The following is a 24,611-nucleotide window of genomic DNA, read 5'->3' as shown; positions in this document are numbered from 1 at the left end:
CAGAGATTTGACCCGGGGAAGCGCCTTGCTCGAGCTAGTCCGCGACAAGATTGCCGCGCTTGACCTGCCTGCGTATGTCAAGGACAGCGAACTGCGCTATGTCGCGGTCAATGCTGCTTTCGCGCTGCTTCACAATCTCGCGCCTGAAAGCTTTATCGGCCGCAGCGATCGGGAAATCCTCGGCGCCAATCTCGATGACCATCGGGATGACCGCGAGCGGCGCGTGCTCGTCTTCGGCGAAGAGGAAGAATTGCATCTGCGGCCGGAGCCGTCTGGGCCCGCGCGCATCCTGCATATCGAGCGCTTCTTCGACGATGACGACCGGATTTATCTCTTTGGTTTCATGGAAGAACGTTCGTCGGCGCCTGTAAACGCGGGTGCCGCTTCCGAGACGCTTCCGTCGACTGCTGTCTTTCAGGCTGTGCTCGAACAATATCCCATCGCCACCTATTTCCGCGGGGAAGACCACCGGCTGCTGTTTGCCAATCGTGCCTATGCCGAAATCGTCGGCCGGCCGATCGAAGAACTGGTCGGGCTGACCGAGCAGGAGATGTTTCCGGAGCTGGGGCAGGCCTATTTCGAAGGCAACAGCCATGTGCTCGCAACGGGCATAACCGAGGAAGTTCAGGATACCTTCATCCAGGCGGACGGAACGCGGGTTCCTGTGCTGACCCGAACCGGCGCGGTGACGGGTCCGGATGGAGCGCGCTACATCGTCGGGTCCATCACCGACCTTTCTCCGCTGCGGGAGGAACAGAGGAAGCTGGAAGCGGTGCGGCAGGAGTCGGAAGCGCTCCAGGCGCACCTGCACAGCCTGATGGGCTCGCTTCCAGTCGGGATCATCGTGCTCGACCCGGATCTCAGGATCTCGTTCGCCAATCCGGCGGCCGTGGAGATGACCGAGTTCGACCCGCCCCTGTCGCTGATCGGCATGGGATATCGGGAGTTCCTGCTGCGGACCATGGGACGCAGCGGTACCGGCGTTTCGCGCGAAGAGCTTGATGAGCGTGTGGATTATCGCATCAAGCAAGTGGTGAGCCTTGAGGAGGGCCCGCTGATCGACGTGAAGACACCGTCGGGCCGGGCGCTGGCCGGCGGCAGCCGTCGGCTGGATGGCGGTCGGATCCTGCTCACCTATTCGGATGTCTCGGATGTCATCCAGCGCGAGGAAGAAACGCTCCTTTATCGCGCAGCACTCGAGCAGATGCCGGTGCCGGTGTTCATTCGCGATCCCGATCGCCGGATGATCTACGTGAACAAGGCCTATGAAGACCTGCATGGCCAGCGCCGGGAAGACATTTACGGGCTGACAGAGGAAGAGCTATGGCCCGAGCATGGCAAGATCATGAAGGAAGAGAACCTTCGCATCTTTGCCACCGGTGAGATGATCGAGAAGAACAGGGAAGTTGTCGTTCGTGACGGCGAGGAGATCTCGGTCATTACGCGCCTGAGCCGGATCACCACCGCGCAGAAGAAGCATTATCTCGTCGGCTCGGTCAACGACATCTCCATGCTCAAGAAGGGGCAAGAAGCGCTGATGGCGGCTCAGGCCCGGGCCGAGTCGCTTTATGCCGACATCGTGTCGATGCTGCAGGTGATGCCGGTCGGCGTTGTGATCATCGATTCCGACTACGTGGTGGAGTTCGCCAACGAGAAGTGCCGCGAAATCTGGCGTTGGCCGGCCGACATCAAGCTGAGTGGCTCGAGTTTCCGCTCCTATTGCGAACAGAATTACAAGCTCGGCTATGCCTGGCCGGGTGTGGATTTCGAAGAGGGGTACCGCGCCCGGATCGCGCAGTTCGATGCGCTCGAAGGCTCGCATGTGACCGAGCTTGCTTACGACGATGGCAAGTTCGTGCTGGCGACCATCACGCGCCTGCACGACCGCAAGATCCTGCTCACCTATTCCGATCTGACCGAGATGCGGGCGCGGGAACGGGAGATCGACCAGGCCCAGCAGCAGCTGGAGCGGCTCGGCAGATTCGTTCAGGAATCCATGCGGATGATGACACAGGGCCTGATGATGATCGAGCAGGGGCGAATTGCTGAGGTCAATCCGTCCTTCTCGCACATCCTTGGCCTTCCCGACGACCTCATCGCGCCCGGCGCAAGCTGGCGGCCGATTTTCGAATACTGCGCGGCGCGTGGCGATTTCGGTGCGGAAGCCTCGAGCATCCTTCAGCAGTGGCAATCGGCCTTGCACAGCGCGAACGCCGTTTCCACGAGTTTCCTCGCCAATGGCAAGACCTGGGTCAAGCTGGAGGCGACTTTCGGGCGTGAGCGCAGCTGCGTGGTCGTGCTTACCGACTTTACCGAGCTGAAGGCGCGAGAAGCAGAGCTCGAGGTGCTGCTGGCCCGCAGCGAAGCCGCCGACAAGGCAAAGTCCGACTTCCTTGCCAATATGAGCCATGAAATTCGCACACCGATGAACGGTGTGCTCGGCATGGCGGAACTCCTGTCCAAATCCGAACTCGACAGCCGGCAGAAGACCTTTGTCGACATCATGGTGAAATCGGGCAATGCGCTGCTCACCATCATCAACGACATCCTCGACTTCTCAAAGATCGATGCCGGCCAGCTGAAGCTGCGTAAGTCGCCCTTCGATCCGGTCGAGGCGATTGAAGATGTCGCCACGCTCCTGTCGGCCGCGGCTGCGGAGAAGGATATCGAGCTCGTTGTCTCTGGCGACCAGAAGGTCAACCACACCTTCATGGGCGATCCCGGCCGTTTCCGGCAGATTGTGACGAACCTGCTCGGCAATGCGATCAAGTTCACCGAGAAGGGCCATGTGCATCTCGAGGTTTCGGCCGAGCCGCAGGCGGACGGCCAGGCGGTCCTGAAGCTCCGCATCGAAGACACCGGCATTGGGATCCCCGAGGAGATGCAGGCGAAGATCTTCGAGAAGTTCTCGCAGGTCGACACCTCCTCGACACGCCGCCACGAGGGGACGGGCCTCGGGCTTGCGATCACCGCAGGGCTGGTCAGGCTCTTCGGCGGCAAGCTTCATGTCGAATCGGAAGTCGGGCGGGGCTCTGCCTTCACCGTCGAATTGCCGCTCGCCATCGTCGCGGAGCGGCGCCGGCAGAAAGAATTGCCGGCGACCGTCAAGGATGCGCGGGTTCTCGTCATTGACGATAACGCTGTCAATCGGCGCATCATTACTGAACAATTGCAGATGTGGGGCTTCGACGGCCTTGCCGTTCCGGACGGAGAAACCGGCCTGCAGATCCTCAGCGCAGCCCATAGGGAAGGGCTTGCGATCGACGTGGTCGTGATCGACTACCAGATGCCCGACATGAACGGCATCGATGTCGCAAAGGCGATCCGCAGCGACAGCCGATTCGACGATATTTCCCTCGTCTTCCTCACCTCGATGGATATGGTGGGGGATGACCGTCTCTTCGAGAGCCTGAAGATCCAGGCGCATCTGATGAAGCCTGCCCGCGCGAATGTCCTGCGCGGCGCGATCATCGATGTGGTCCGGACCGCACGCGTCCATGGGGTGAACGGACCTCGCTTGCGTCAGATGGCCACACCGGCTCCGCTTGCGCCACGCGCGCCCCTGCCGGTCGAGCCGAGGCCAGCACCGGTCGCTCCACGCGATGACAGCGCGCTTCGGGTGCTGATCGCAGAGGACAATCCGGTCAACCAGATCGTTTTCCGGCAGATCCTGACCGGCAGTGGCATTGCCTATCGCATCGTCGGCAATGGCGAGGAGGCGGTGGAGGCCTGGCGCAGCGAACCGCCGGATCTGATCCTCATGGATGTTTCGATGCCGGTGATGAACGGCCATCAGGCAACCGGCGTCATCCGCAGCGAAGAAGGTCTCGGGCCGGGCGACCGCATCCCGATCATCGGGGTCACGGCCCATGCGCTCGACAGCGACCGGGAGGCTTGCCTCGCCGCCGGCATGGACGACTATCTCTCCAAGCCGATTTCGCCGGAGCTCTTGATGCGCAAGATCGAGCAGTGGAGCGGCCGGCCGATCCTGGCCGCCGCCGGGTCCGAGGGCTGATCAGGCCGCCTGCCTGACCCCGCACAGCATTTCCCGCTTGCCGGCGAAGCCCACACGTCTTTCCACGGCATAACCCGCGGCAATCAGGTTGCGGCGGACGAAGCCTGCGGCGGCGTAGGTCGCGAACGTGCCGCCCTCGACCGTCGTGTCATGAACCCTCTGCATTAGTTCCGCCGACCACATGGCGCTGTTGCGAGACGGCGCGAAGCCATCGAGATACCAGGCGTCGAAGCGGAGGTCGCTTGCCGTCAGGTTCTCGAAGGCGTCTCCGCAGACGACGGAAAGCCGGGTCTGACCGTCGAGTTCAATCGTCACTACGCCTGCAGGCGATGACGGCCAGAGCGCGACCAGGGCCTTGCGCTCGGCATCGATTTCCGGCCAGCGGGACAGTGCCCGGTCGATTTCGGCAGCCTGCATGGGGAAGAGCTCGAAGGAGACGAAATGCAGGTAAGCACCCGCCTGACGATGCTCCTTCCACTGGCGCCAGGTTTCACAGGCGTTGAGGCCGGTGCCGAAGCCGAGTTCTCCAATGGTGAACTGCTCGGCCTCACGCCAGCGCTCTGGCAAACCGTTACCGGCAAGGAAAACGTGGCCGCATTCCAGCCGCCCATCGGTCTGGCAATAAAAATGGTCGCCAAAGGCGGTCGAAAAGGGCATATCGCCGTCATGCCAGGTGAGCGGTGCAGTGTCGGGATTGTCCGGCGTGGAATTCGAATGGGTCATGGCCATGTCCGATAAGACGGCTGCGGTGTCAGGTCAATTGCGGGCAGAACTCGTGATCGTTGGCGGCGGCATCATGGGCCTCTGGGCTGCGCTGAAAGCAGACCGGCGCGGCATCGACACCATTCTCATCGACGGGGCCGGCATCGCCAGCGGTGCCAGCGGCGGCCTGCTCGGCGCGCTGATGGCGCATATGCCGGACCGCTGGAACGAGAAGAAGCAGTTGCAATTCGAGGGGCTGCTCACGCTGGAGGCCGAGATCGCTGCCGTCGAGGCCGAGAGCGGGCTCTCCACCGGCTATCGCCGATGCGGCCGGCTCATCCCTTTGCCGAAACCGCATCTGCGGCCGCTGGCGGAACGCCATTCGGATGAGGCTCAGACGAATTGGGACCAGTCCGGCCGCCGCTTCGACTGGTCCGTGACGGATGAGAGCCCTTTCACCGACTGGCCGTCACGACAGTTTTCCGAGGCGGGTATCGTCCTCGACAGTTTTGCCGGGCGGGTTTCGCCGCGCGGCTTGATGGCAAGCATCAGGCAGTTGTTGGCCCGATCACGGCATGTGCGTGTCATTGAAGGCCAGGCCGTCCGATCAATCGATGCGGCTGCCAGGAGTGTGGCCTTGGAAGACGGGTCGGCCATCGGATTCGGTGATCTCCTGGTCGCGGCCGGTGTCGGCTCCTTTCCTCTGCTCGAGATGGTGGGGCCAGAGCTCGGGAAATCGCTCGGTCGGGGCGTGAAAGGGCAGGCGGCGCTGCTGAAGGCCGATCTGCCAGATGATCTGCCGCTTCTTTATCTCGATGGCCTCTATGTCGTCCCGCATGAGGGCGGACGTGTGGCGATCGGCAGCACCAGCGAGAACCGGTATGACGATCCCTTTTCGACCGATACGCAGCTCGACGCCTTGATCGCCGAGGCGCGCGAGCTGGCTCCGGTTCTGCGAGAGGCCGAGGTCTTGGAGCGCTGGGCGGGGCTGCGGCCCAAGGCCATCGATCGTGATCCCATGGTCGGGCCGCATCCCGACCACCCGCATGTGCATGCGCTGACGGGCGGGTTCAAGGTGAGCTTCGGCATCGCGCATCTCCTGGCCGATGCAGTGCTTGATTCGATTGCGGGTAAACGTCTCGCGCTTCCTCACAGCTTCAGCCTCACGCATCACGTTTCGGTGGCTGCTCGTCGTGCAAATGATGAGGAAATTGCCGAAATACCCTGAAATGCTAGGGTTCTGCGGGCGTCTGCGCAGGAAATTAGCGCAGGCCGCTTCGTGATACTGTCATGCAAATCACCTATCCACCGGCTTGTAACGGCAACTGCTAAAGTTCCGACCCGAGCCAGTGCGAGGTGCTCGACATGCGCTATGCCATCTGCTTTACGCCGCCTGCCCGTGAACCGCTCGCCGATGCAGCGGCGCGCTGGCTTGGTCGCAACGTTTTTTCGGGTGAGGCGGAGGAGCATCCGGGTCTCAAGGGCATCGGTGTGCACGAGATCGCCTTCCACACGGCGCTGCCCCGCCGCTTCGGCTTTCATGCGACCTTCAAGGCACCGTTTCGTTTGAGCGAGGGATCGAGCGAAAGCGCTCTCCTGCGCGAACTCATGCATTTTGCCGGCCGCATGGAGCCCGTGGTGCTGGACGGGCTTTCGGTTGGCCGCATCGGTGACGTTTTCGGCTTGATCCTGGAACGCCCTTGTCCGGAGGTCGATCATCTCGCCGCCTCCGTCGTTCAAGCCTTCGACGGGTTCCGCGCGCCGCTCACCGAAGCGGAAATTGAGCGGCGACATCCGGAGCGGCTTTCGGCTCCGCAATTCAGCAATCTGAGCCGCTGGGGCCATCCTTATGTGATGGACGAGTTCCGTTTCCACATGACCTTGACCGGTCCGCTGCTGGCGCGGGACTTTCCCCGTATCGAGCAGGGGCTGAAGGCGCATTTCGATCCGGTGCTGGCCGAACCGGTCGTCGTGACCAATCTCGCGCTCTTCGTCGAACCGGAGCGTGGCGCGCCCTTCACCGTGCATTCCCTGCATCCGCTGGGGCGGGTTTCGAGCCGCAAGATCGCCTGACGCTTCGCGCTGCAGCAAAATCTGTGTCTTGCCATCTCGACAGGTGCCGCCGTCGCCAATAGCCTCGCGTCAAAACACGAGAGGTGAACCGATGACGACTGCTCCTTATCCCCGCGACCTGATCGGCTATGGCCGTGATATCCCCGATCCGAAATGGCCCGGAGATGCGCGGATCGCGGTGCAGTTCGTGGTGAATTACGAAGAGGGCGGCGAAAGCTGCATTCTCGATGGCGACCCGGCGTCCGAATGCCTGCTGTCCGAAATCGTCGGCGCCCAGCCTTGGGCCGGCCAGCGCAATCTCAACATGGAATCGATCTACGAATATGGCTCGCGCGCCGGCTTCTGGCGGCTCTGGCGGATGTTTACCGAGCGCAAGGTGCCGGTTACCGTCTATGGCGTGACGCTTGCCATGGCGCGCAATCCGGAAGCGGTCGCGGCGATGAAGGAAGCGGATTGGGAAATCGCCAGCCACGGCTATCGCTGGCTCGAATACAAGGACTTTCCCGAGGAGGTCGAGCGGCAGCACATTCAGGAGGCGGTCCGCCTGCACAAAGAGCTGACCGGCTCGCATCCGCTCGGCATGTATCAGGGCAAGCCGTCCATGAATACGCTGCGCCTCGTCATGGAGGAGGGCGGCTTCATATATTCCTCCGACAATTATTCAGACGACCTGCCGTTCTGGGTGCCGGATCTCGATGGCAAGCCCTTCCTGATCATTCCCTATACGCTCGAAACGAACGACATGCGCTTTGCCACACCACAGGGCTTCAATTCCGGCGACCAGTTCTTCACCTATCTCAAGGACGCCTTCGACGTGCTCTACGAGGAGGGAAAGAACGGCAGCCCGAAGATGATGTCCGTCGGTTTGCACTGCCGCCTCGTCGGCCGGCCGGGGCGCGCTGCGGCGCTGGCGCGGTTCATCGATTATGTGACCAGCCACGAAAAGGTCTGGGTGCCGAAGCGCATCGAGATTGCCGAGCACTGGCACAAGCATCACAAGCCGGCGTGGTGAGATCTTCTTGAAGGATTATAGCGCGCATGCTATATAGCGTGCATGTTATGGCACGTGGAAACCCACCGTGAAGCAGATGCCGAGATCCTGGCTTTGCCGCCAGGACTCCAGGCCCGCGTCGTTCGGTTGCTGGAAGCTGTCGAGCGTCTGGGGCTGGAACAGCTCCGCGAGCCCCACGTCAAGCATCTCGAAGGGAAGCTCTGGGAGCTGAGGGCGAAGTCCGCTGAGGGGATTGCTCGCGGTATTTATGTGACCATGACAGGCAGAAGAGTGGTTGTCTTGCACGTCTTTCAGAAGAAGACGCAGAAGACACCGCAGCGCGCGCTCGAACTTGCGAGAGCGAGATTGCAGGAGATACAAAGATGACGAAGCTTGCTGATCTGAAAAAGACGCTCATGCAGAGCGAAGAATTTCGGGCTGAGTATGAGAAGGCCGATGCCGAATTCCAGATCGTCGAGGCCCTGGTTCGTGCTCGTACAGAAGGCAATATCTCTCAGGCTGAACTTGCCAAGCGTATGGGGACAACGCAGTCGGCTATTGCGCGGCTCGAAGGCGGCGGTGTTTCCCCATCTTTGACGACTCTACGACGGTATGCGGCGGCGGCCGGCCTGAAGCTCGAGATCAATTTGGTCCCGGCAGAGTGATGTTTACAGGCGATACCTTCGCCTCCTCCAACAACCAGTCCCGCAAGGTCGCGGCGGGGTCTGACAGATCCGGGCCTGACAGCAGCCAATAAGCCTTGTCCTGATCGGCGGCTTCGTCGAACAGGACTGTCAGCGTGCCCGCCGCCAGATGGTCTGATATCAGAGCTGTCGGGCAGAGACCAATGCCGAGGCCCGAGAGCACCGAGCTGACCAGCAGGTTGAAATCGGCATAGAGTGGACCTGACGGGGTCGGGCCATTGATGCCCTGTGCGGCGAGCCAGGTTTGCCAAGCGGCTTCCGTCGCATCATGCAGCAGATGCTGTGTCAGAAGGTCGGCTGGCTTGGTGATCGGTCCGTATTTTTCCAGATAGGACGGCGAACAGGTCGGGCGGGTGGCGGCATCCAGGATGCGCTCCGCCCGGGCTGGCTGTCGCGTGCCGTGGCGGATCAGCAGATCGGTGCCTGCCTCATCCGGCGTCAATGCGCCAAGCGGATAGACGACCGAGACCTGGATCTCGGGATGTGCTGCCCGAAAGCGGGGCAGTCGGGGCCCGAGCCAGTGGTTCACGACGGAGGGTTTGCAGGCGAGGCTGACGCGCGACCCGCCGCGGCGGGCCGTCAAGCGCTCGACCGCGCGGGCGATATGGCCGAGACCTTCCGAGCAGGCAGCCCCGAACTCGCGACCGTCGGTAGTCAGCCGCACACCGCGCGGACGACGTTCGAAAAGAGCGACACCCAGCCAGTCTTCCAATGCTTTCACATGCTGACTGACGGCCGCGGCCGTCATGCCGAGCTCGGTTGCAGCTTGGAGAAAGCTTTCGCGGCGGGCGGCGGCCTCGAAGGCCCGAAGGGTGGCTGGTGGTGGGAGCTTCATCACCGCATGACTAAGCCAGACTTGCCCATGGGGCAAGAAGAGGGACAGTTGTCAGCCGAGGGGAGGTGGGGCAGTTTTTGGCCCACGTCTCATACCGATCCCGGAGCCTTTCATGTCCCCCTTCAACGCCAACGTCCCCGTTCCTGCCGATGCGGCTGCCCGCCGGGCGGTCAAGCCTGTCGTCTGCTATCCGGTGGAGTCGTTGAAAGCGCCCGACATGGGCATCCTGGAGCGCGCGCGAGCGACGATGGAGAAGGTCGGCGAGGTGATCGTGCCGCCGCGCGAGGGCAGCACATTCGAGGTGCCGAAGGGGCATTTCTTCCGCATCGTCAGCGTCGAGGGGCCGCAGGTCGGCGACCTGAACCTCTGGAACGCCAACGACCTTTCCGAACGCTTCTTTTCCGGCAAGACGCGGGCACTGCATGCCACTCATGTAACCACAGGCAACCGCCTCTGGAGCAATCTGCCGTCGCTGCGCCCCATGGCGACGATCAGCCATGATACGCTCGGCTGGTACGGCTTCGACGAATTCGGCGGCGGGGTGCATGACGTGATCGGCACGCGCTGCGATCCCTACACCAACCGGCTGCTCTCCGGCGGCGACTACCACCACTGCTGCCATTCGAACCTTTGCCGGGCGCTGTCGCAATACAAGGGTATCGACATCAAGGCCGCCGAGCCGCATGTGCATGATGTGTTGAATGTCTTCATGTGCACCGGCTTCACTCGCGACACGCAGCAGTATTTCATGAAGGCAAGCCCGGTGCGTCCCGGCGATTTCCTCGAGATGTTCGCCGAGATCGACCTTCTCGGCGCCCTCTCAGCCTGCCCGGGTGGCGATTGCAGCACCAGCCATTCGAGCGATGCGGCCAAATGCTATCCGCTCAAGGTGGAGATCTACCGGCCCGACATGAGCCTGCTTGCAGACTGGCCGTTTCCGGAGCGGAACGGCTATCAGCTGCAGGTCTGATCCAGTCGCGAGGGGGAACTCGACAAGCGTCTGAGCCTCGGCTAATCCTTCCGTCGACTGCTTCGCGTCGATCAGCGAAGCGCTTCCCTTCGCCGCGCTTTTTCAGCCGCGGCCTCATGACAGATGGATCAGGGCATGGACAGAGCGGACTTCGTTCAGCGTTTCGGCGGGGTGTTCGAACATTCGCCCTTTATTGCGGAACGGGCCTTCGATGCCGGCATGATCGAGGAGCCGCTGAATGCGCTCGACGTGCATGATGCGATGGCGATGATTTTCCGGACCTCGAGCCCGGACGAACGCCTCGGCGTGCTGCGCGCCCATCCGGATCTCGCGGGCAAGCTCGCAATCGCTGGCGAACTGACGGAAGACAGCAAACGCGAACAGGCGGGTGCGGGGCTGGACCGGCTCTCCGCTGCGGAACATGCCCGTTTCACCGAACTCAACACTGATTATGTCGAGAAGTTCGGCTTTCCCTTCATCATCGCGGTGAAGGGACTGACCAAGGACGACATTCTCGCCGCCTTCGAGACGCGCATCACCAACGCCAGAGACCAGGAATTCGACACCGCCTGCCAGCAGGTGGAAAAAATCGCCAGGCTTCGTCTCGAAGCTCTGTTGCCGGAGACACACTGACATGCTTGAGACCTCGACCGTCGCCCTGCCGGAGTTTGCTGCCGGTGCCGTCAATCTCGCGTCGGCCCGCTTGGGTGCCGTCGGCATCTCCTCGACGGACGAGTTCTTTGCGCCGCTGTCGCGTATGCTCAATGACGATCCGGCTGCCTTCGATCCGGATCTGTATGACGATAACGGCAAGTACATGGATGGCTGGGAAAGCCGTCGCAAGCGCGTGCCGGGCCATGATCACGCCATCATCCGTCTGGCCATGCCGGGCCGCATCTTCGGCTTCGATGTCGATACCCGCTTCTTCACCGGCAACTACCCGCCCCATTGCTCGATCGAGGCGGCTTTCGTCGAGAACGGTGATCCGACCGACGCGACGGTCTGGACGGAGCTGGTGGTCAAGTCGCCGCTGGGACCCTCCGCACAGCATTTCTTTGCGAATGCCGACAGTTCCAAGGTCTGGACGCATCTGCGCCTGCACATCTATCCCGATGGCGGCATTGCGCGTCTGCGCGTCTATGGCGCTGCCCATTTCGACTGGTCGAAGGTCGGGGCGACGGAAGAGATCGATCTCGCTTATATCTTCCATGGCGCCAAGGCGCTGGCCTGGTCGGATGCGCATTACGGCCGCCCCGACAAGATCCTGTCTCCCGGCCGTGGCACCAATATGGGTGATGGCTGGGAAACCAAGCGCCGCCGCGGTCCCGGTCACGACTGGGCGATCATCCGGCTCGGGCATGCCGGCGTGATCAACCGGGTGCTGATCGACACGCATTTCTACAAGGGCAACTATCCCGATACCTGCGAGCTGCTCGGTGCCTATCTGCCCGAGGCCGGCGACACGTTCAGCGAGGCCGAGATTGCGGCCTCCGAGCAGTGGCAGCCGATCCTGACGCGGCAGAAGATGCAGATGGATGCGGAGCACCTTTATGAAGGGGATCAGGCCCAGAAGATCGGGCCGGTCACGCATGTGCGCATTGGCGTCCATCCCGATGGCGGCGTGATGCGCCTGCGTCTCTTCGGCACCAAGGCCTGAAAAGCAGGGTGGAAACGAAAAGAGCGGGCTCAAGGCCCGCTCATCGCATGCTGAAAGCCGTCCGCAATGCGGGCGGCTTTTCTGTTTGCCGTGACGGCGATTACTGCTTGCGGGCCTGTTCGGCTTCGCGGATCGCCTCTTCGTGATACCAGCTGGCCGAGCCGCTTTCATAGATCACGGGCTTGGGCGCCATGCGCTCGCGCATCGCATTCAGCCTTGCGGCATCACGCACCGGGAATTCGTAGATCTTCGCCGATTCCCGAACAATGTTCGTTGTCATGCTACTACCTCTCGTCTCACCGAGTTCTTCGATGTTTCATCCCTATCACATTCAAAACTGATATGCACACGAAAAGTGCAGATTGCCTATTTTGTGTGCATTGTTCACGAAGAAAAAGTGATGAATTTAAAATCATCACGGTGCTTCCGTGATCTGTCGTGTTCCAACAACACGCAGCTGGGCTCTGCGGTTCCTTGAATATGAGCGGTATCTGTTAAAGAAAGCCCATGCTTCGCGGGAATTTCGCGGCCTGGCTGCGACAAAATGGCCAGGATTCGAGGGCTCGGAGCAAACTGGCACGCTTCCTGCATTTTAGGATGCGACTCCCGGGCAAGCCGGAGAATCACCCCTCTGTTGCGCCGATGAGTGGCGCGAGACTGAAGAGAGAGCACCATGACCAAGTTTAAGCTCGAGTATATCTGGCTCGATGGCTACAAGCCGGTAGCGAACCTGCGTGGCAAGACGCAGATCAAGGAATTCGACAGCTTCCCGACCCTGGAACAGCTGCCGCTCTGGGGCTTCGACGGCTCCTCGACGATGCAGGCCGAAGGCCACTCGTCTGATTGCGTGCTGAAGCCGGTCGCCATCTATCCCGACCCGGCCCGCACCAACGGCGCTCTCGTCATGTGCGAAGTCATGATGCCCGATGGCGTCACCCCGCATCCGTCGAACAGCCGTGCGACGATCCTCGACGACGAGGGTGCATGGTTCGGCTTCGAGCAGGAATACTTCTTCTACGAAAACGGCCGTCCGCTCGGCTTCCCCGAGCAGGGCTACCCGGCTCCGCAGGGTCCGTACTACACGGGCGTCGGCTACAAGAATGTCGGCTCGATTGCGCGTGAAATCGTCGAAGAGCATCTCGACCTCTGCCTGGAAGCCGGCATCAACCACGAAGGCATCAACGCCGAAGTGGCCAAGGGTCAGTGGGAATTCCAGGTGTTCGGCAAGGGCTCCAAGAAGGCTGCCGACCAGATCTGGATCGCTCGCTACCTGCTGCTCCGCCTCTGCGAAAAGTACGGCATCGACGTCGAATTCCACTGCAAGCCGCTCGGCGACACCGACTGGAACGGCTCGGGCATGCACTGCAACTTCTCGACCACCTTCATGCGCGAAGTGGGCGGCAAGGAATATTTCGAAGCCCTCATGGCGGCCTTTGCCAAGAACTGGCAGGAGCACATCGACGTCTACGGTCCGGACAACCACCTGCGCCTGACCGGCAAGCACGAAACGGCTCCGTGGAACAAGTTCTCCTACGGCGTTGCCGACCGTGGCGCCTCGATCCGCGTTCCGCACTCCTTCGTCAACAACGGCTACAAGGGCTACCTGGAAGATCGCCGCCCGAACTCGCAGGGCGACCCCTATGCGATCGCTTCCATCGTCCTGAAGACGATCTCCGAAGTCCCGACGGCCGACTACGCCAAGTCTGCCGCCTGATTTCAGGTTGAGCGACAATGATTGCAGCGCCGGTGGAAACGCCGGCGCTGTTTTCGTTTCTGGCGTCTAGGCAACAGCCGGGCGTCTTTTGTTTGCGGCCGCTGTGACATATATTGTCGTCAAGGAGCCCGGTGATGCGACCGTCAGATATACTGGAACGAAAGAGAGCTTTGATCCGCGAGGTGACAGCACGTCACAACGCGACGAATCCTCGTGTCTTCGGTTCCGTTGCGCGCGGAGAAGACCGCTCAGACAGTGATCTCGATATTCTCGTCGATGCGCTTCCGGGTTCTTCCCTGATGACGCTTGGCGGGTTGCAGTCTGCCCTCGAAGATCTTGCAGAGGGAGTGCCGGTGCATCTGGTGACGACTAGCGAGATACCGCAGAAGCATCGGGGACGTATCCTGGCGGAAGCGCTGCCAATATGAAGCGTGAACATCGTATTCGCTCGCTTCTCGAACGGATCCGAAGTGCATCCTTGGATGCCCATGAGCTGTTGGGTGCGCTCGGTCTGCAAGAGTTCCGCACGAATCTTCTTGTTCAACGCGGCGTCGGGATGAGCCTTTTGATGGCAAGCGAGAGCGTTGTCCAACTCGAAGCGTTTTCGCCGGACTTCGTTGCAGAGCATCCTGAAATCGATTGGGTGACGATCCGTGGCATGCGTAACCGGATGGCGCACGGGTATTTCGACATCAATCTCGATTATGTGTACCAGACTGCGAAGCATGAAGCGCTTGATCTGGTTCGGATCGTCGACTCCCTAATCCACATTTATCCCGAGGGAGAATGACCCCTTTGCCCATCGACCTGACGATCCGTCCGCTGACGGCTGAAACATTTGCGCCTTTCGGCGAGGTGATCGAGGCCGATCCCTCGACCATGCGGCTGATCAATGGCGGCACGACCGAACGCTTTCATGCGCTGTTTTCGCCCGAGGTGACGGGCGAGGGGGCTAAGGTGATCGTCAACATCTTCCGGGGCCAGCCGCGTGCCTTCCCCTACGAGATCGGCATGATGGAACGGCACCCTTTCGGCAGCCAGAGCTTTTCCCCGCTGTCGGGACGGCCGTTCCTGGTGGCGGTGTCGCTCGACAAGGGCGGCAAGCCCGGCGCGCCGCAGGTGTTTCTGGCCGGTGCACATCAGGGCGTGAACTATCGGCGCAACACCTGGCACCATCCCCTGATGGCGATCGGTGAAGTCAGCGATTTCCTGGTTGTCGATCGCGACGGTCCCGGCAACAATCTCGAGGAATTCTTCTTCGAGACCCCCTTCATGATTCGGGAGCCCCAGATATGACCGGCCTCACCACCCATGTGCTCGACACAGCGCTCGGCAAACCCGCCCAGGGTCTGCGCATCCAGTTGATGCGGATGACGGGCGAGGAGGCGGAACTGATCAAGACGGTCTTCACCAATGACGACGGTCGTGTCGATGGTGGGCCGATGCTGATCGGCGACGAGTTCCAGGTCGGACAATACGAATTGCTTTTCCATGCCGGTGACTATCTGAAAGGCAAAGGCTCCGCGCTGACGGAGCCGCCATTCCTCGACGTGATCCCGATCCGCTTCGGCATCTCCGACACCACGGCGCATTACCATGTGCCGCTGCTTCTCTCGCCCTACGGCTATTCGACCTATCGGGGCAGCTGATGCGGTTTGCAGCGATCGCCGACATTCATGGCAATGCTGCTGCCCTTAAGGCGGTGCTCGCGGATATCGCGGCGCAGGGGATCGCGACCTCCGACATCGTCAATCTCGGTGACTGCCTGTCCGGGCCGCTCGAAGCCGGAGGAACCGCCGACATCCTCGTGCCGCTCGGGCTCCTGACCGTCCGCGGCAATCACGATCGCTATCTCATCGAACATGCGGCCGGCGACATGCATGAATGGGAAGCGGATGCGTTCGGCCAGCTCAGCCCTCAGCATCTCGACTGGCTGCGGACCTTACCCTTCGATGCCGTCTTCCGGGATGTCGCCTATCTCTGCCATGCCCGCCCCCAGGACGACGGCACCTACTGGCTCGATCAGGTTACTCCTGAGGGGAATGTCGTCCTGCGCGACAGGCAGGAGATCGAGGCCTGGGCGGAGGGTATCGAACAGCCGCTCATCCTCTGCGGCCATACACACCTGCCGCGCGCCGCCCGGCTCGCCGATGGACGCCTGATCGTCAATCCGGGCAGCGTCGGCTGCCCGGCCTATGACGATGATACGCCGGTCTATCACAAGGTGGAGGCCGGCAGCCCGCTAGCTTCCTATGCGATCCTGGAAGAGACGCCTGTCGGCTGGTCCGTCTCGTTTCGCCTCGTGCCTTATGATCACATGACACAGTCGCAGCTTGCCGGGCGCAACCGTCGTCCCACCTGGGCGGCCGGGCTTGCCACCGGCCGCCTCGACTGAAGCCGGTCACAGCCGCCTGACGGCGAGAACCCGGCTCGGGTCGTAGGGCCGGATCGAGACCGCGTCGTCCTGGTTGCCGCCGAGCAGGAGCCAGTCGTCTCCGTCATAGCCGACGAAGAAGCCGACATGGCCCTTCCAGCTGTCGGGCGATTCCCGCCACAGAACGACGACGTCGCCGCGTTGCGGAGCGCCGACGACAGGTCGCTCCCAGGTAATCCAGGAGCGTGCATTGGCGCGGCCCGACCCCATTTGCCCGACTTCGGAGAAGCAGAAGTTGACGAAGTAGGAGCACCAGGCGACCTCGCCATCATCCGGCGTCGCGGCTCGGCCGTCCATGCGCTGGTAGTAGAGCGCGATCCGTGGATTGCTCGCGCCACCCGGCACCTCGCGCACCTGAAGCTCCAGTTCGCGATAGGCGATGTCGATCGCCTGCAATCCTGTGACGGGGAGATCGCGCGTGTCGCCGGCCAGCGCAACGAGATAGTCCAAGGCCACATAACCGTCGGGTCGGCCATCGCCTTCGACATCCACCTGGATCCAGTTCCCGCTGCGCTGCAGCCCATACAGCCGGGTTCCGGGTGCGAGTGTGCGGATGACGGGATAATCGAGCGATGGTCCGCCGCGAAGATTGAGGCTGCCGCGGGCATCGATTTCGTAGAGGCTGCGGGATCCGCCGGTGTCGAGCGTGCGTGCCAGGGCCATGGCGGGCGCGTTGCCGAAGGTGAACTGGCCGAAATCCGGCCGGCTCGGCTGGGTGATGTTGCTGTCGCAGTCCAGCCCGTCGATCTTCAGGCCGACGGCATCCTGGTAAAGGCTCCATGCATCCGCTTTCAGATAGTCACGGCTGCCCGACCAGCCCAAGGGGCGAGCAAGCCATACGTGATCAACGAGGTTTGCCGACTGCAGAAATCGCGCTACCCGGCCGGAGCTGTAGATGCCGATCTTGAACCCTTCCGAGCGCAATGCTCCTGCCATGTGTTCGACATAGGCGGCGATGGTGGCCAGATCCTCGTTTGCCAGGAAGTCATGATCGACGGCGAGATAGATGGTACTGCCTGCCGGCTGTCCCACATCCGCTGCGCAGCGCAAGGCAGCGTCGGCATCCTTGGCGGCCCAGTCCTTCGAGAAGTCGCCGATCAGACGGTGGTTCTGCTGAAAGACCACCGCAATCGACATGCCGGCCTCGACGATGGCCTCGGCTTCGGCCTTGGTCAGTCGCTTGTCCGGGAAAGTCTGGCTGTTCTGACGGTTGTAATAACGGATCACGCAGCGAACGCCTTGTGATGCCAGAGAGTGCGCCCGCGCCTTCACGCTGTAGGGCGTGTCTATGATGGTACGTGTCATGATGAACTCCCCCGCGAAGTCATTTCGCGGGAAAAGAGTATCTTCTGCTCGCCACGCGTCCACCGAGCGATGAGGCGCGACTTGCGTATTGCCGGTTGCTTCCGGTTGTGCAGCCGCGCCCGGTCAGGCTCAGAACGGGTATTCCGCGATGATCGACTTGTCGACATCCGCCAGCTGGCGCTTGCCGCAGAGCGCCATGGTGATGTCCATCTCCTTGGCGATGATCTCGAGCGCCTTGGTCACGCCTGCCTGGCCCATGGCGCCGAGGCCATAAAGGAAGGGGCGCCCGATATAGGTGCCCTTGGCGCCGAGCGCGACGGCCTTCAGCACATCCTGGCCCGAGCGGATGCCGCCATCGAGATGTACTTCGATCCTGTCGCCGACGGCGTCGACGATCCTCGGCAGCATGGCGATCGACGAATGGGCGCCATCCAGCTGGCGGCCGCCATGGTTGGAGACGATGATGGCGTCGGCGCCGGTTTCTGCGGCCATCTTCGCGTCCTCGACGTCGAGAATGCCCTTGATGATGAGCTTGCCGCCCCATTGCTTCTTGATCCATTCGACATCGGCCCAGGAGAGCTTCGGGTCGAACTGTTCGGCCGTCCAGGAATGCAGCGAGGAGAGGTCGGTGACGTTCTTCGCGTGCCCGTGGATGTTACGGAAGGTGCGGCGGTTGGTTTGCAGCATGTTCCAGCACCAGCGCGGCCGGATCGCCATCTGGTAGAGATGCTTCGGCGTCAGCTTCGGCGGAGCGGCGAGGCTGTTGCGGATATCCTTGTGGCGCTGGCCGAGCAGTTGAAGATCGGCCGTCAGCACGAGCGCCGAGCAGCCAGCGGCGCGGGCGCGCTCGATCAGGTTCACGACGAAATCGCGGTCCCGCATCACGTAAAGCTGGAACCAGAAGGGCCGCTTGGTGACAGACGCGACATCCTCGATCGAGCAGATGCTCATGGTCGAGAGCGTGAAGGGCACGCCGAATTCTTCCGCCGCCTTCGCCGCCAGCATCTCGCCATCGGCGTGCTGCATGCCGGTCAGGCCGGTCGGCGACAGCGCCACGGGCATCTTCACCTTTTCGCCGATCATCGTCGTTTCCAGCGTGCGACCGCTCATGTCGACCAGGACACGTTGACGGAGCTTGATCTTGGCGAAATCGCTCTCGTTCGCCCGGTAGGTGCTCTCGGTATAGGAGCCGCTGTCGGCATAATCGAAGAAGAGTTTCGGCACGCGTTTGCGTGCGAGCTTCTTCAGATCGGAAATTTCAAGGATCGGCCCCATGTCTCTCTCTCCGCCAATATCTTGCAATCGGCATATCATGCCACGGAGCCGACTGTGAACAGGGGAGACGCGACAGAGGTAAGATAATTTTACCTCTTGTCCCTTTCAGAAGTGCTCACCGGATCGGAATGGCCCGACGCGGATGCCCGCCGCGACCAGATAAGCGGTGGACCAGCCGATCAGCAGAAAGCCGTTCACGCCCTGCAGTGCCGCCAGCATGCGCCATTCCGGATGCGGGATGACGTCGCCATAGCCGACGGTGGAGAAGGTGATGGTGGCGAAGTAGAGGGCGGTTTCGAAATCATCGAGAAAGCCAATCAGCCAGTAGCAGCTCGCCCAGAGCCAGACTTCGGCCGTCAGCACCGCGAAAACGCCGATGACGACGGTGTTCATGGCGAGCATGCGACTGCGATGACCGTGCAGGCGGATGCGATCGGTCACGAAGCTCATCACATGGGTCACGCCCATCAGGCCGAAGGTGTGGATGACGACCGTGAGAGAGATCATCAAGGTGCCCAAGGCGAGGTTGGTGATCAGCACGACGCATCCTCCTCCGGATGACTGTGGTTCAACGCAGGTCCTTGCGGATCATGAACTTGAGGCCCGACCAGATCTCGGTGACGGCGCAGACTTTGACGTCGACGAGACCCGTCGGAAGGAAGATCGTGCGCAGCACATCCTCGGTGATCGTGGTCGGGACTTTCGAGGCTTTCTTCGGCCAGGAGATCCACAGCATGCCCGCCGGCTTCAACATGGCTTTCAGGCAAAGCGCATGGTCTTCGAGGCGTGCGCGCTCCGTTGCGAAGACATGGATGTAGTCGAGGTTTGCGCCCTGTGCGCCCTCAAGGGTCGGTGCCTGTGATGCCTTGGGCAGATCAGCCGTCAGATGGTCAAGGTCCGGCGAAAGAGCGACGAAGAGAGCGGCAAATTCCGGCTTCAATCCGAGTTTCTTCGGAAGAGGGGTGCCGGAATAGCCGCTTTCGCTCATGACCGTCTTATGCCTCCGCTCCCGGCTTGGAGGCCTTGCCTGCCACATAGGTCTCAACGACCGACCGATCGTCGCCTAGCGTCTGCAAGAGGAAAAGCTCTTCGGACAGAGACGTCACGGTTTCCATGCGCAGTCGCATGGCCGGGGTCGCAGCAGCGTTGAGAACCACGATATCGGCGTCCGTGCCTTCGTCCAGCGTGCCGATCCGGTCGGCAAGGTCGAGCGCCACGGCATTGCCGAGCGTCATGTGATAGAAGCTTTCGAGCGGGTTCAGACGTTCGCCGAGCATCTGCTGGATCTTGTAGGCCTCGTCCATGGTCTTGAACATGGAATAGCTGGAGCCGCCGCCGATATCGGTGGCGACCGCGACGGTCACCGGTTTCTCCCGCCGTTGGATCGCCTTCAGCGGAAAGAGGCCAGAGCCGAGGAAGAGGTTGGAGGTCGGGCAGTGCACCGCGACCGCACCGCTTTCGGCCATGGCATCTGCCTCGCGATCCGAGAGATGGATCGCGTGGCCGAACAGCGCCTTCTTCCTGAGCAGGCCGTAGCGGGCGTAGATGTCGGTATAGTCGGTGGCGTCCGGATAGAGCTCGCATGTGTAGCGGATCTCGTCGTGGTTCTCAGACAGATGCGTCTGGATATGCAGGTCGGGGAATTCTTCCGCCAGCGTCTGCGTCATCGCCATCTGTTCAGGCGTCGAGGTGATGGCGAAGCGGGGTGTGATGGCGACGTGGTTGCGGCCTTTGCCGTGCCATTGCTCAATGACGGCGCGGGTCTCGTCGTAACCGAGCTGTGGCGTGTCGAGCAGGCCCTGCGGGGCGTTGCGGTCCATCATCACCTTGCCGCCGATCATCAGCGTGCCGCGACGGAGGCTCTCGGCAAAGAAGGCATCGGCAGAGGCCTTGTGCACGGAGCAATAGGCAACCGCCGTCGTCGTGCCCTGGCGCAGGAATTCATCGAAGAACTGTGTGGCGATCCGCTCGGCATGCGCCGTTTCGACGAAGCGGCATTCCTCCGGGAAGGTATAGGTGTTGAGCCATTCCAGCAGGTTGGCGGCGTAAGACGCAATCACCTGCATTTGCGGGAAATGCACGTGGCAGTCGATCAGGCCGGGCAGGATCAGATGCGGGCGGTGGTCGATCTCCGCCGTGTCAGCACCGGCCTTCGGCTTTACCTCCGCATAAGGGCCGACCGCAGCAATCTTGCCATCGCGGACCAGCAGCGCGCCGTCTTCCTCATAGAGATAGCTCTCGCGGTCGCCGGCGTGCCCGGGGGCGCGACGGAAGGAAAGGAGGCGGCCGCGGATCAGGGTTTCTGTCATTCTTATCTGCCTTGAACCGTCGTCTCGTACCAGGCGACGAGCAACTGGCGCTCTTCGGGCGAGAGATCGGTTATGTTTCCAGGCGGCATGGCATGGCTGCGGCCGGCCTGGAGATAGATTTCACGGGCATGGGCGGCAATCTCGCCGTCCGTTTCCAGCTTTACGTTCTTCGGTGCCCGCGCAATGCCTTCCCAGACGGGCTCGGCTGCGTGACACATCGAACAGCGGCCCTGTACGACATCGCGCACCGCTTCGAAATGGCCGTTTGCAACAAAGGTCTGTTCACGCGGCGAGAGGCTCACTTGCTCTTCCTCGCCGGTCAGCACCTTCGGCACGGTCGAAAGCCACATGATGACGATGAAGATCAGCACCGTGACCAGCCAGGTCCAGGTCGGTTTGCCCTTGCGGGCATGCGTCGTGTTGAACCAGTGGCGGATGGTGACGCCCATCAGGAAGACAAGGGCTGCGATGATCCAGTTGAACTCCGTGGCAAAGGCCAGCGGGTAGTGGTTCGACAGCATGAAGAAGATGACGGGCAGCGTCAGATAATTGTTGTGCAGCGAGCGCTGCTTGGCGATCACGCCGTATTTCGGGTCTGGCGTGCGGCCGGCGATCAGGTCGGCAACGACGATCTTCTGGTTGGGGATGATGATGAAGAAGACGTTGGCCGACATGATGGTGGCGGTAAACGCGCCCAGATGCAGGAAGGCGGCGCGGCCGGTGAACACTTGTGTATAGCCCCAGGCCATGGCGATCAGCACGACATAGAGAAAGGCCATCAGGCCCCAGGTGTTGCGGCCAAGCGGCGATTTGCAGAGGAGATCGTAGAGGATCCAGCCAACGGCGAGCGACGCGAGCGACAGGCCGATTGCCTGCCATGGTTCGATGTCCAATACCGTGCGGTCAATGAGGAAGAGATCGGCGCCGCCATAATAGACCACACAGAGCAGGGCGAAGCCCGAGAGCCAGGTGGCATAACTTTCCCATTTGAACCAGGTCAGATGCTCCGGCATCGAGGCCGGCGCGACCAGATATTTCTGGATATGATAGAAGCCGCCGCCATGGACCTGCCATTCCTCGCCATAAGCGCCGACGGGAAGCCCCGGCCGTTTTACCAGCCCGAGATCCAGTGCGATGAAATAGAAGGACGAGCCGATCCAGGCGATGGCCGTGATCACATGCAGCCAGCGGACGGCGAAGGACAGCCATTCCCAGGCGATCGCGTATTCATACATCTGATAAGTCTTTCATGTTCCCCTGTTGGATCGACATTGCGAAAAATTCCGCGGGAAGGAAAGCGGAAAGGACGCACTGCAGCAAAAGCTGCACGGGAAGTTTTTTGCGTTCGGCCTCGACACGGATTTTGACCAGCGTCTCGGCAGCGCCGGGCGGATGTGCCTCAGCTTTTTGCGCCTGCCGGCATTGCCTCGAAGCTCGGCAGAGTGCTGCGCAGGAATTCGCGGAAAGCTCGAATCTTGCCGGCATTGCGCCGTGCTTCCGGATACACCAGCCAATAATGCGATCCATCTTCGCAGGTGAGTTCGAATGGCTGGATCAGTGCGCCCGAGGCGATCTCTTCCGGATAGAATTCGGGCCGCAGTATGGCGATGCCATGGCCTGCAACAGCCGCTGCGGCCTCGAACGACTGCGCGCCGAGCCGGGTGCGCTGGTGCGAGTCGAGTTCGACATCCGGATAGCCGGCCGCGGTGAACCAGATGCGCCACCAGGGGTCGGACGGATCGATGATGCGCAGCTTCAAAAGGTCGAGCGGTTCGCGAACGCCGCCAATGCTGTCGGCGAGCTTTGGGCTCAGCATCGGCGTGAAATGGTTGTGCATGACGAAATGCGCCCGCAGCCCCGGCCACAAGCCCTTGCCGCTGCGGATGGCGAGATCGGCCTCCGTCCGGCTGAAATCGATCACCTCCTGCGAGGTCTCGAGCCGGACGGCAATGCCAGGATTATTGAGTTGGAAAAGGCCGAGGTGGCGGGCCAGCCATTGCGAGGCGAAGGTGGCGGTGGCGTGGATGATCAGCGTGCCGTCGGCCGTATTGCGCAGATCGGCCAGCGCCTCGCGCAGCAGTTCGAAACCTTCGGTGACCTTCGGCAAGAGCCGCTCTCCGGATTCGCTCAGGGAAATGCGTCGCGGCCTGCGCAGGAAAAGCGCCTCGCCGACATGCGCTTCCAAAAGCTTGATCTGATAGCTTACCGCCGTCTGGCTCATGCCCAGTTCTTCGCCGGCGCGGGTGAAACTCTCAAGTCGCGCAACGGCTTCGAAGACGCGCAAGGCGTTGAGGGGAAGCTGTTTCGACAGTTTCATGGATAAGGTCTCTTTATGCATGGGCAGCGTAATTGAATTGGATTGCCGCCGCAACTGCAGGCACAAGAAGAGCATCAGAAACCTGATGATTGAAACCGCGTGGAGGCAGACATGGTGTCCGCGATCCGTAGACTCTTGCCATTCGACAGGCTGGTGTCGATCCTGTGGTCCGGAGTAACCCGGTCGCATCGACGCCAGCGGCTGCCCCATATCGATGACATTCCCGAGGAGCTCCTGAAGGATATCGGCATCGAGAAGCGGACGTCATCATCCGATCGGCGCAGCGATCTCTGGCGGTATCGCCGTGGTTTGACGGACTATCTCCGTCCCGGTCCCTTTTGAAAAACGAGTTCGGGATCAGTCGTTTGTCGACATGTGCTGGCAATGTGATTCCAGCCCTTGAGAGACTGATTCAGCTTTGGGAGCCGAGCAGCACGCCAAGCAATTCCGCCGCGACCATGGCCGCAATCACCGCCGGGCGCTTGTCCTTCACCGCATTGCCGCCGATCGGCAGCGTTAGGCGCTCCATCGCCGAGCGCTGGGCGCCCTCGCGGTCAAGGAAGGAGGCGAAGGTGGCGCGCTTCGTCTTCGAGCCGATCATACCGACATAGGCGAGGTCGGTTCGGGCAAGGGCTTCCCTCCCGATCAGGAAATCCAATGCATGGTCGTGGGTCAGGATGACGACGGCGCCGCCGGGCCTGACCTTCGCCACCTCGGCCTCCGGCATCGCGACGCGGCGGAAGGTGATGCCGGCGGGCACGTCGCCGTCGATCTCCGCACGCGTGTCAATCAGGCTGACATTCAAGGGAAGGGGTGCCAGCGCCTGGGCGAGTGCCAGGCCGACATGGCCGGCGCCGAAGACCGTAACGTCGGGGAATGCCGCGCGTTCGCTTGCCAGGCGTTGCGTGAGTTCGGCAACAAGGGCCTGATCGACGACACGGAACGACAGAAGCGTGCGACCACCGCAGCACTGGCCGATCTCGGGGCCGAGCGGCACGTCGAGCGTCTCCGGCACCGTTTCGCCGGCCAGCTGCTTGCGCGCGTGTTCGATCGCCATGAATTCCAGATGGCCGCCACCCACCGTGCCCCAGATCGCTTCAGCGGATACCAGCATCAATGCGCCGGCCTCGCGCGGGGTCGATCCCCTGGTCTCGGCGACTTCGACGAGAACGGCGTTGGGGTGGGTTTTGAGGAAGGCGGGGAGGGTGGTCAGGCTCATGGTGCGGCAATCCTAGCATTCTCAAGGGGGAACTGGACAGCGCGGCTTTCAGTTTATCCGACAAAGGTTTCACAGCGCCTGTAACATGTCC

At 61.7% G+C, this 24,611-nt stretch carries 27 protein-coding genes; 16 read left to right on the top strand and 11 right to left on the bottom strand.

What is annotated here, in order from left to right:
• Positions 1-25: 25 nt before the first annotated feature.
• Positions 26-4,015 carry a PAS domain-containing protein gene (locus FAA86_RS13480; protein WP_167494975.1) on the top strand — a complete coding sequence of 1,330 codons (3,990 nt, stop codon included), beginning with the start codon at positions 26-28 and terminating at the stop codon, positions 4,013-4,015.
• Here FAA86_RS13480 and mnmC2 read toward each other — a convergent pair whose 3' ends face one another.
• A complete protein-coding gene (gene mnmC2 / locus FAA86_RS13475) occupies positions 4,016-4,738 on the bottom strand; it encodes a tRNA (5-methylaminomethyl-2-thiouridine)(34)-methyltransferase MnmC2 (RefSeq protein ID WP_136541334.1) in 723 nt (240 codons plus the stop codon).
• Between mnmC2 and FAA86_RS13470 the strand changes: the two genes are divergently transcribed.
• The 5 genes from FAA86_RS13470 (at position 4,737) to FAA86_RS13450 (ending at position 8,446) form a co-directional block, all read left to right on the top strand.
• A complete protein-coding gene (locus tag FAA86_RS13470) occupies positions 4,737-5,945 on the top strand; it encodes an NAD(P)/FAD-dependent oxidoreductase (protein ID WP_136541332.1) in 1,209 nt (402 codons plus the stop codon). The genes mnmC2 and FAA86_RS13470 overlap by 2 nt on opposite strands.
• Positions 5,946-6,082: 137 nt before the next feature.
• Positions 6,083-6,790 carry a DUF1045 domain-containing protein gene (locus FAA86_RS13465; RefSeq protein WP_136541330.1) on the top strand — a complete coding sequence of 236 codons (708 nt, stop codon included), beginning with the start codon at positions 6,083-6,085 and terminating at the stop codon, positions 6,788-6,790.
• Between the two features lie 91 nt (positions 6,791-6,881).
• Positions 6,882-7,802, top strand: a complete 921-nt coding sequence (puuE, locus tag FAA86_RS13460; RefSeq protein WP_136541329.1) for an allantoinase PuuE — start codon at positions 6,882-6,884, stop codon at positions 7,800-7,802.
• A 54-nt stretch (positions 7,803-7,856) separates the two neighbouring features.
• Entirely contained in the window at positions 7,857-8,168 is a 312-nt protein-coding gene (locus tag FAA86_RS13455; protein WP_246035068.1) for a type II toxin-antitoxin system RelE/ParE family toxin, read from the top strand.
• Complete coding sequence (locus FAA86_RS13450; RefSeq protein ID WP_136541325.1) at positions 8,165-8,446, top strand: helix-turn-helix domain-containing protein; 282 nt, start codon at positions 8,165-8,167, stop codon at positions 8,444-8,446. Before FAA86_RS13455 ends, FAA86_RS13450 begins: the two co-directional genes overlap by 4 nt.
• On the opposite strand, the gene FAA86_RS13445 is transcribed toward FAA86_RS13450, so the two are convergent.
• On the bottom strand, positions 8,424-9,320 hold the full coding sequence (locus tag FAA86_RS13445) for a LysR substrate-binding domain-containing protein (RefSeq protein WP_136541323.1): 897 nt from the start codon (positions 9,318-9,320) through the stop codon (positions 8,424-8,426). The two genes, FAA86_RS13450 and FAA86_RS13445, sit on opposite strands and share 23 nt — an antisense overlap.
• Before the next feature lie 112 nt (positions 9,321-9,432).
• Here FAA86_RS13445 and FAA86_RS13440 point away from each other — a divergent pair, with 112 nt between their 5' ends.
• From FAA86_RS13440 to alc, 3 genes are all read left to right on the top strand, one after another.
• On the top strand, positions 9,433-10,290 hold the full coding sequence (locus FAA86_RS13440) for an urea carboxylase-associated family protein (RefSeq protein ID WP_136541321.1): 858 nt from the start codon (positions 9,433-9,435) through the stop codon (positions 10,288-10,290).
• Positions 10,291-10,425: 135 nt separating this feature from the next.
• Complete coding sequence (gene uraD, locus FAA86_RS13435; protein ID WP_136541319.1) at positions 10,426-10,923, top strand: 2-oxo-4-hydroxy-4-carboxy-5-ureidoimidazoline decarboxylase; 498 nt, start codon at positions 10,426-10,428, stop codon at positions 10,921-10,923.
• Between the two features lies 1 nt (position 10,924).
• Positions 10,925-11,947: an allantoicase gene (alc, locus tag FAA86_RS13430; RefSeq protein ID WP_136541317.1), complete on the top strand. Its 1,023-nt coding sequence runs from the start codon at positions 10,925-10,927 to the stop codon at positions 11,945-11,947.
• 100 nt (positions 11,948-12,047) lie between these two features.
• Here alc and FAA86_RS13425 read toward each other — a convergent pair whose 3' ends face one another.
• A complete protein-coding gene (locus tag FAA86_RS13425; RefSeq protein WP_113459711.1) occupies positions 12,048-12,227 on the bottom strand; it encodes a DUF2735 domain-containing protein in 180 nt (59 codons plus the stop codon).
• Positions 12,228-12,620: 393 nt separating this feature from the next.
• Between FAA86_RS13425 and FAA86_RS13420 the strand changes: the two genes are divergently transcribed.
• From FAA86_RS13420 to FAA86_RS13395, 6 genes are all read left to right on the top strand, one after another.
• Positions 12,621-13,661: a glutamine synthetase beta-grasp domain-containing protein gene (locus FAA86_RS13420; RefSeq protein ID WP_113459710.1), complete on the top strand. Its 1,041-nt coding sequence runs from the start codon at positions 12,621-12,623 to the stop codon at positions 13,659-13,661.
• A gap of 134 nt (positions 13,662-13,795) precedes the next feature.
• Positions 13,796-14,089 (top strand): nucleotidyltransferase family protein, encoded by a 294-nt coding sequence (locus FAA86_RS13415; RefSeq protein ID WP_136541315.1) that lies wholly within the window; start codon positions 13,796-13,798, stop codon positions 14,087-14,089.
• Complete coding sequence (locus FAA86_RS13410; protein ID WP_102018186.1) at positions 14,086-14,451, top strand: HepT-like ribonuclease domain-containing protein; 366 nt, start codon at positions 14,086-14,088, stop codon at positions 14,449-14,451. Before FAA86_RS13415 ends, FAA86_RS13410 begins: the two co-directional genes overlap by 4 nt.
• Positions 14,452-14,456: 5 nt before the next feature.
• Positions 14,457-14,957: an ureidoglycolate lyase gene (locus tag FAA86_RS13405; RefSeq protein WP_136541382.1), complete on the top strand. Its 501-nt coding sequence runs from the start codon at positions 14,457-14,459 to the stop codon at positions 14,955-14,957.
• Positions 14,954-15,310, top strand: coding sequence for a hydroxyisourate hydrolase (gene uraH, locus FAA86_RS13400; protein ID WP_113459705.1), 357 nt, complete (start codon positions 14,954-14,956; stop codon positions 15,308-15,310). Before FAA86_RS13405 ends, uraH begins: the two co-directional genes overlap by 4 nt.
• A complete protein-coding gene (locus FAA86_RS13395; RefSeq protein WP_136541313.1) occupies positions 15,310-16,056 on the top strand; it encodes a metallophosphoesterase family protein in 747 nt (248 codons plus the stop codon). The genes uraH and FAA86_RS13395 overlap by 1 nt, the downstream gene beginning before the upstream one ends.
• Before the next feature lie 6 nt (positions 16,057-16,062).
• Here the strand turns inward: FAA86_RS13395 and FAA86_RS13390 are convergent, their stop codons facing one another.
• The 7 genes from FAA86_RS13390 to FAA86_RS13360 form a co-directional block, all read right to left on the bottom strand.
• The gene (locus tag FAA86_RS13390; RefSeq protein WP_136541311.1) at positions 16,063-17,400 is read right to left on the bottom strand and encodes a TIGR02594 family protein; all 1,338 of its coding nucleotides are present in this window, start codon (positions 17,398-17,400) and stop codon (positions 16,063-16,065) included.
• A gap of 129 nt (positions 17,401-17,529) precedes the next feature.
• Positions 17,530-18,675, bottom strand: a complete 1,146-nt coding sequence (locus tag FAA86_RS13385; RefSeq protein WP_136541309.1) for an alpha-hydroxy acid oxidase — start codon at positions 18,673-18,675, stop codon at positions 17,530-17,532.
• A 105-nt stretch (positions 18,676-18,780) separates the two neighbouring features.
• Positions 18,781-19,215 (bottom strand): potassium channel family protein, encoded by a 435-nt coding sequence (locus FAA86_RS13380; protein ID WP_136541308.1) that lies wholly within the window; start codon positions 19,213-19,215, stop codon positions 18,781-18,783.
• A 28-nt stretch (positions 19,216-19,243) separates the two neighbouring features.
• Complete coding sequence (locus FAA86_RS13375; RefSeq protein ID WP_136541306.1) at positions 19,244-19,663, bottom strand: hypothetical protein; 420 nt, start codon at positions 19,661-19,663, stop codon at positions 19,244-19,246.
• Between the two features lie 7 nt (positions 19,664-19,670).
• Positions 19,671-20,984, bottom strand: a complete 1,314-nt coding sequence (gene guaD, locus FAA86_RS13370; RefSeq protein WP_136541304.1) for a guanine deaminase — start codon at positions 20,982-20,984, stop codon at positions 19,671-19,673.
• Positions 20,985-20,986: 2 nt separating this feature from the next.
• Positions 20,987-22,219 carry a urate hydroxylase PuuD gene (gene puuD, locus FAA86_RS13365; protein ID WP_136541302.1) on the bottom strand — a complete coding sequence of 411 codons (1,233 nt, stop codon included), beginning with the start codon at positions 22,217-22,219 and terminating at the stop codon, positions 20,987-20,989.
• Between the two features lie 164 nt (positions 22,220-22,383).
• Positions 22,384-23,322, bottom strand: coding sequence for a LysR substrate-binding domain-containing protein (locus FAA86_RS13360; protein ID WP_136541300.1), 939 nt, complete (start codon positions 23,320-23,322; stop codon positions 22,384-22,386).
• A gap of 90 nt (positions 23,323-23,412) precedes the next feature.
• Between FAA86_RS13360 and FAA86_RS13355 the strand changes: the two genes are divergently transcribed.
• Positions 23,413-23,643 carry a hypothetical protein gene (locus FAA86_RS13355; protein ID WP_136541298.1) on the top strand — a complete coding sequence of 77 codons (231 nt, stop codon included), beginning with the start codon at positions 23,413-23,415 and terminating at the stop codon, positions 23,641-23,643.
• Between the two features lie 70 nt (positions 23,644-23,713).
• On the opposite strand, the gene xdhC is transcribed toward FAA86_RS13355, so the two are convergent.
• Entirely contained in the window at positions 23,714-24,514 is an 801-nt protein-coding gene (gene xdhC / locus FAA86_RS13350; RefSeq protein WP_136541380.1) for a xanthine dehydrogenase accessory protein XdhC, read from the bottom strand.
• Positions 24,515-24,611 lie beyond the last annotated feature (97 nt).

The sequence above is a fragment of the Rhizobium rosettiformans W3 genome (genome assembly GCF_004912135.1).
In the GTDB taxonomy this organism is placed as follows: domain Bacteria; phylum Pseudomonadota; class Alphaproteobacteria; order Rhizobiales; family Rhizobiaceae; genus Allorhizobium; species Allorhizobium rosettiformans.
This window is presented reverse-complemented; position numbering and strand designations above follow the sequence as displayed.

Excerpts from the sequence above, each read along its gene's own strand:
- FAA86_RS13425 (WP_113459711.1), bottom strand. The coding sequence starts at position 12,227 with ATGACAACGAACATTGTTCGGGAATCGGCGAAGATCTACGAATTCCCG.
- FAA86_RS13355 (WP_136541298.1), top strand. The coding sequence starts at position 23,413 with ATGGTGTCCGCGATCCGTAGACTCTTGCCATTCGACAGGCTGGTGTCG.
- FAA86_RS13450 (WP_136541325.1), top strand. The coding sequence starts at position 8,165 with ATGACGAAGCTTGCTGATCTGAAAAAGACGCTCATGCAGAGCGAAGAA.
- mnmC2 (WP_136541334.1), bottom strand. The coding sequence starts at position 4,738 with ATGACCCATTCGAATTCCACGCCGGACAATCCCGACACTGCACCGCTC.
- FAA86_RS13410 (WP_102018186.1), top strand. The coding sequence starts at position 14,086 with ATGAAGCGTGAACATCGTATTCGCTCGCTTCTCGAACGGATCCGAAGT.
- guaD (WP_136541304.1), bottom strand. The coding sequence starts at position 20,984 with ATGACAGAAACCCTGATCCGCGGCCGCCTCCTTTCCTTCCGTCGCGCC.
- FAA86_RS13465 (WP_136541330.1), top strand. The coding sequence starts at position 6,083 with ATGCGCTATGCCATCTGCTTTACGCCGCCTGCCCGTGAACCGCTCGCC.
- FAA86_RS13395 (WP_136541313.1), top strand. The coding sequence starts at position 15,310 with ATGCGGTTTGCAGCGATCGCCGACATTCATGGCAATGCTGCTGCCCTT.
- FAA86_RS13445 (WP_136541323.1), bottom strand. The coding sequence starts at position 9,320 with ATGAAGCTCCCACCACCAGCCACCCTTCGGGCCTTCGAGGCCGCCGCC.
- alc (WP_136541317.1), top strand. The coding sequence starts at position 10,925 with ATGCTTGAGACCTCGACCGTCGCCCTGCCGGAGTTTGCTGCCGGTGCC.
- puuD (WP_136541302.1), bottom strand. The coding sequence starts at position 22,219 with ATGTATGAATACGCGATCGCCTGGGAATGGCTGTCCTTCGCCGTCCGC.
- FAA86_RS13390 (WP_136541311.1), bottom strand. The coding sequence starts at position 17,400 with ATGACACGTACCATCATAGACACGCCCTACAGCGTGAAGGCGCGGGCG.
- FAA86_RS13440 (WP_136541321.1), top strand. The coding sequence starts at position 9,433 with ATGTCCCCCTTCAACGCCAACGTCCCCGTTCCTGCCGATGCGGCTGCC.
- puuE (WP_136541329.1), top strand. The coding sequence starts at position 6,882 with ATGACGACTGCTCCTTATCCCCGCGACCTGATCGGCTATGGCCGTGAT.
- FAA86_RS13415 (WP_136541315.1), top strand. The coding sequence starts at position 13,796 with ATGCGACCGTCAGATATACTGGAACGAAAGAGAGCTTTGATCCGCGAG.
- FAA86_RS13360 (WP_136541300.1), bottom strand. The coding sequence starts at position 23,322 with ATGCATAAAGAGACCTTATCCATGAAACTGTCGAAACAGCTTCCCCTC.
- FAA86_RS13375 (WP_136541306.1), bottom strand. The coding sequence starts at position 19,663 with ATGAGCGAAAGCGGCTATTCCGGCACCCCTCTTCCGAAGAAACTCGGA.
- FAA86_RS13470 (WP_136541332.1), top strand. The coding sequence starts at position 4,737 with ATGGCCATGTCCGATAAGACGGCTGCGGTGTCAGGTCAATTGCGGGCA.
- uraD (WP_136541319.1), top strand. The coding sequence starts at position 10,426 with ATGGACAGAGCGGACTTCGTTCAGCGTTTCGGCGGGGTGTTCGAACAT.
- uraH (WP_113459705.1), top strand. The coding sequence starts at position 14,954 with ATGACCGGCCTCACCACCCATGTGCTCGACACAGCGCTCGGCAAACCC.
- FAA86_RS13420 (WP_113459710.1), top strand. The coding sequence starts at position 12,621 with ATGACCAAGTTTAAGCTCGAGTATATCTGGCTCGATGGCTACAAGCCG.
- FAA86_RS13385 (WP_136541309.1), bottom strand. The coding sequence starts at position 18,675 with ATGGGGCCGATCCTTGAAATTTCCGATCTGAAGAAGCTCGCACGCAAA.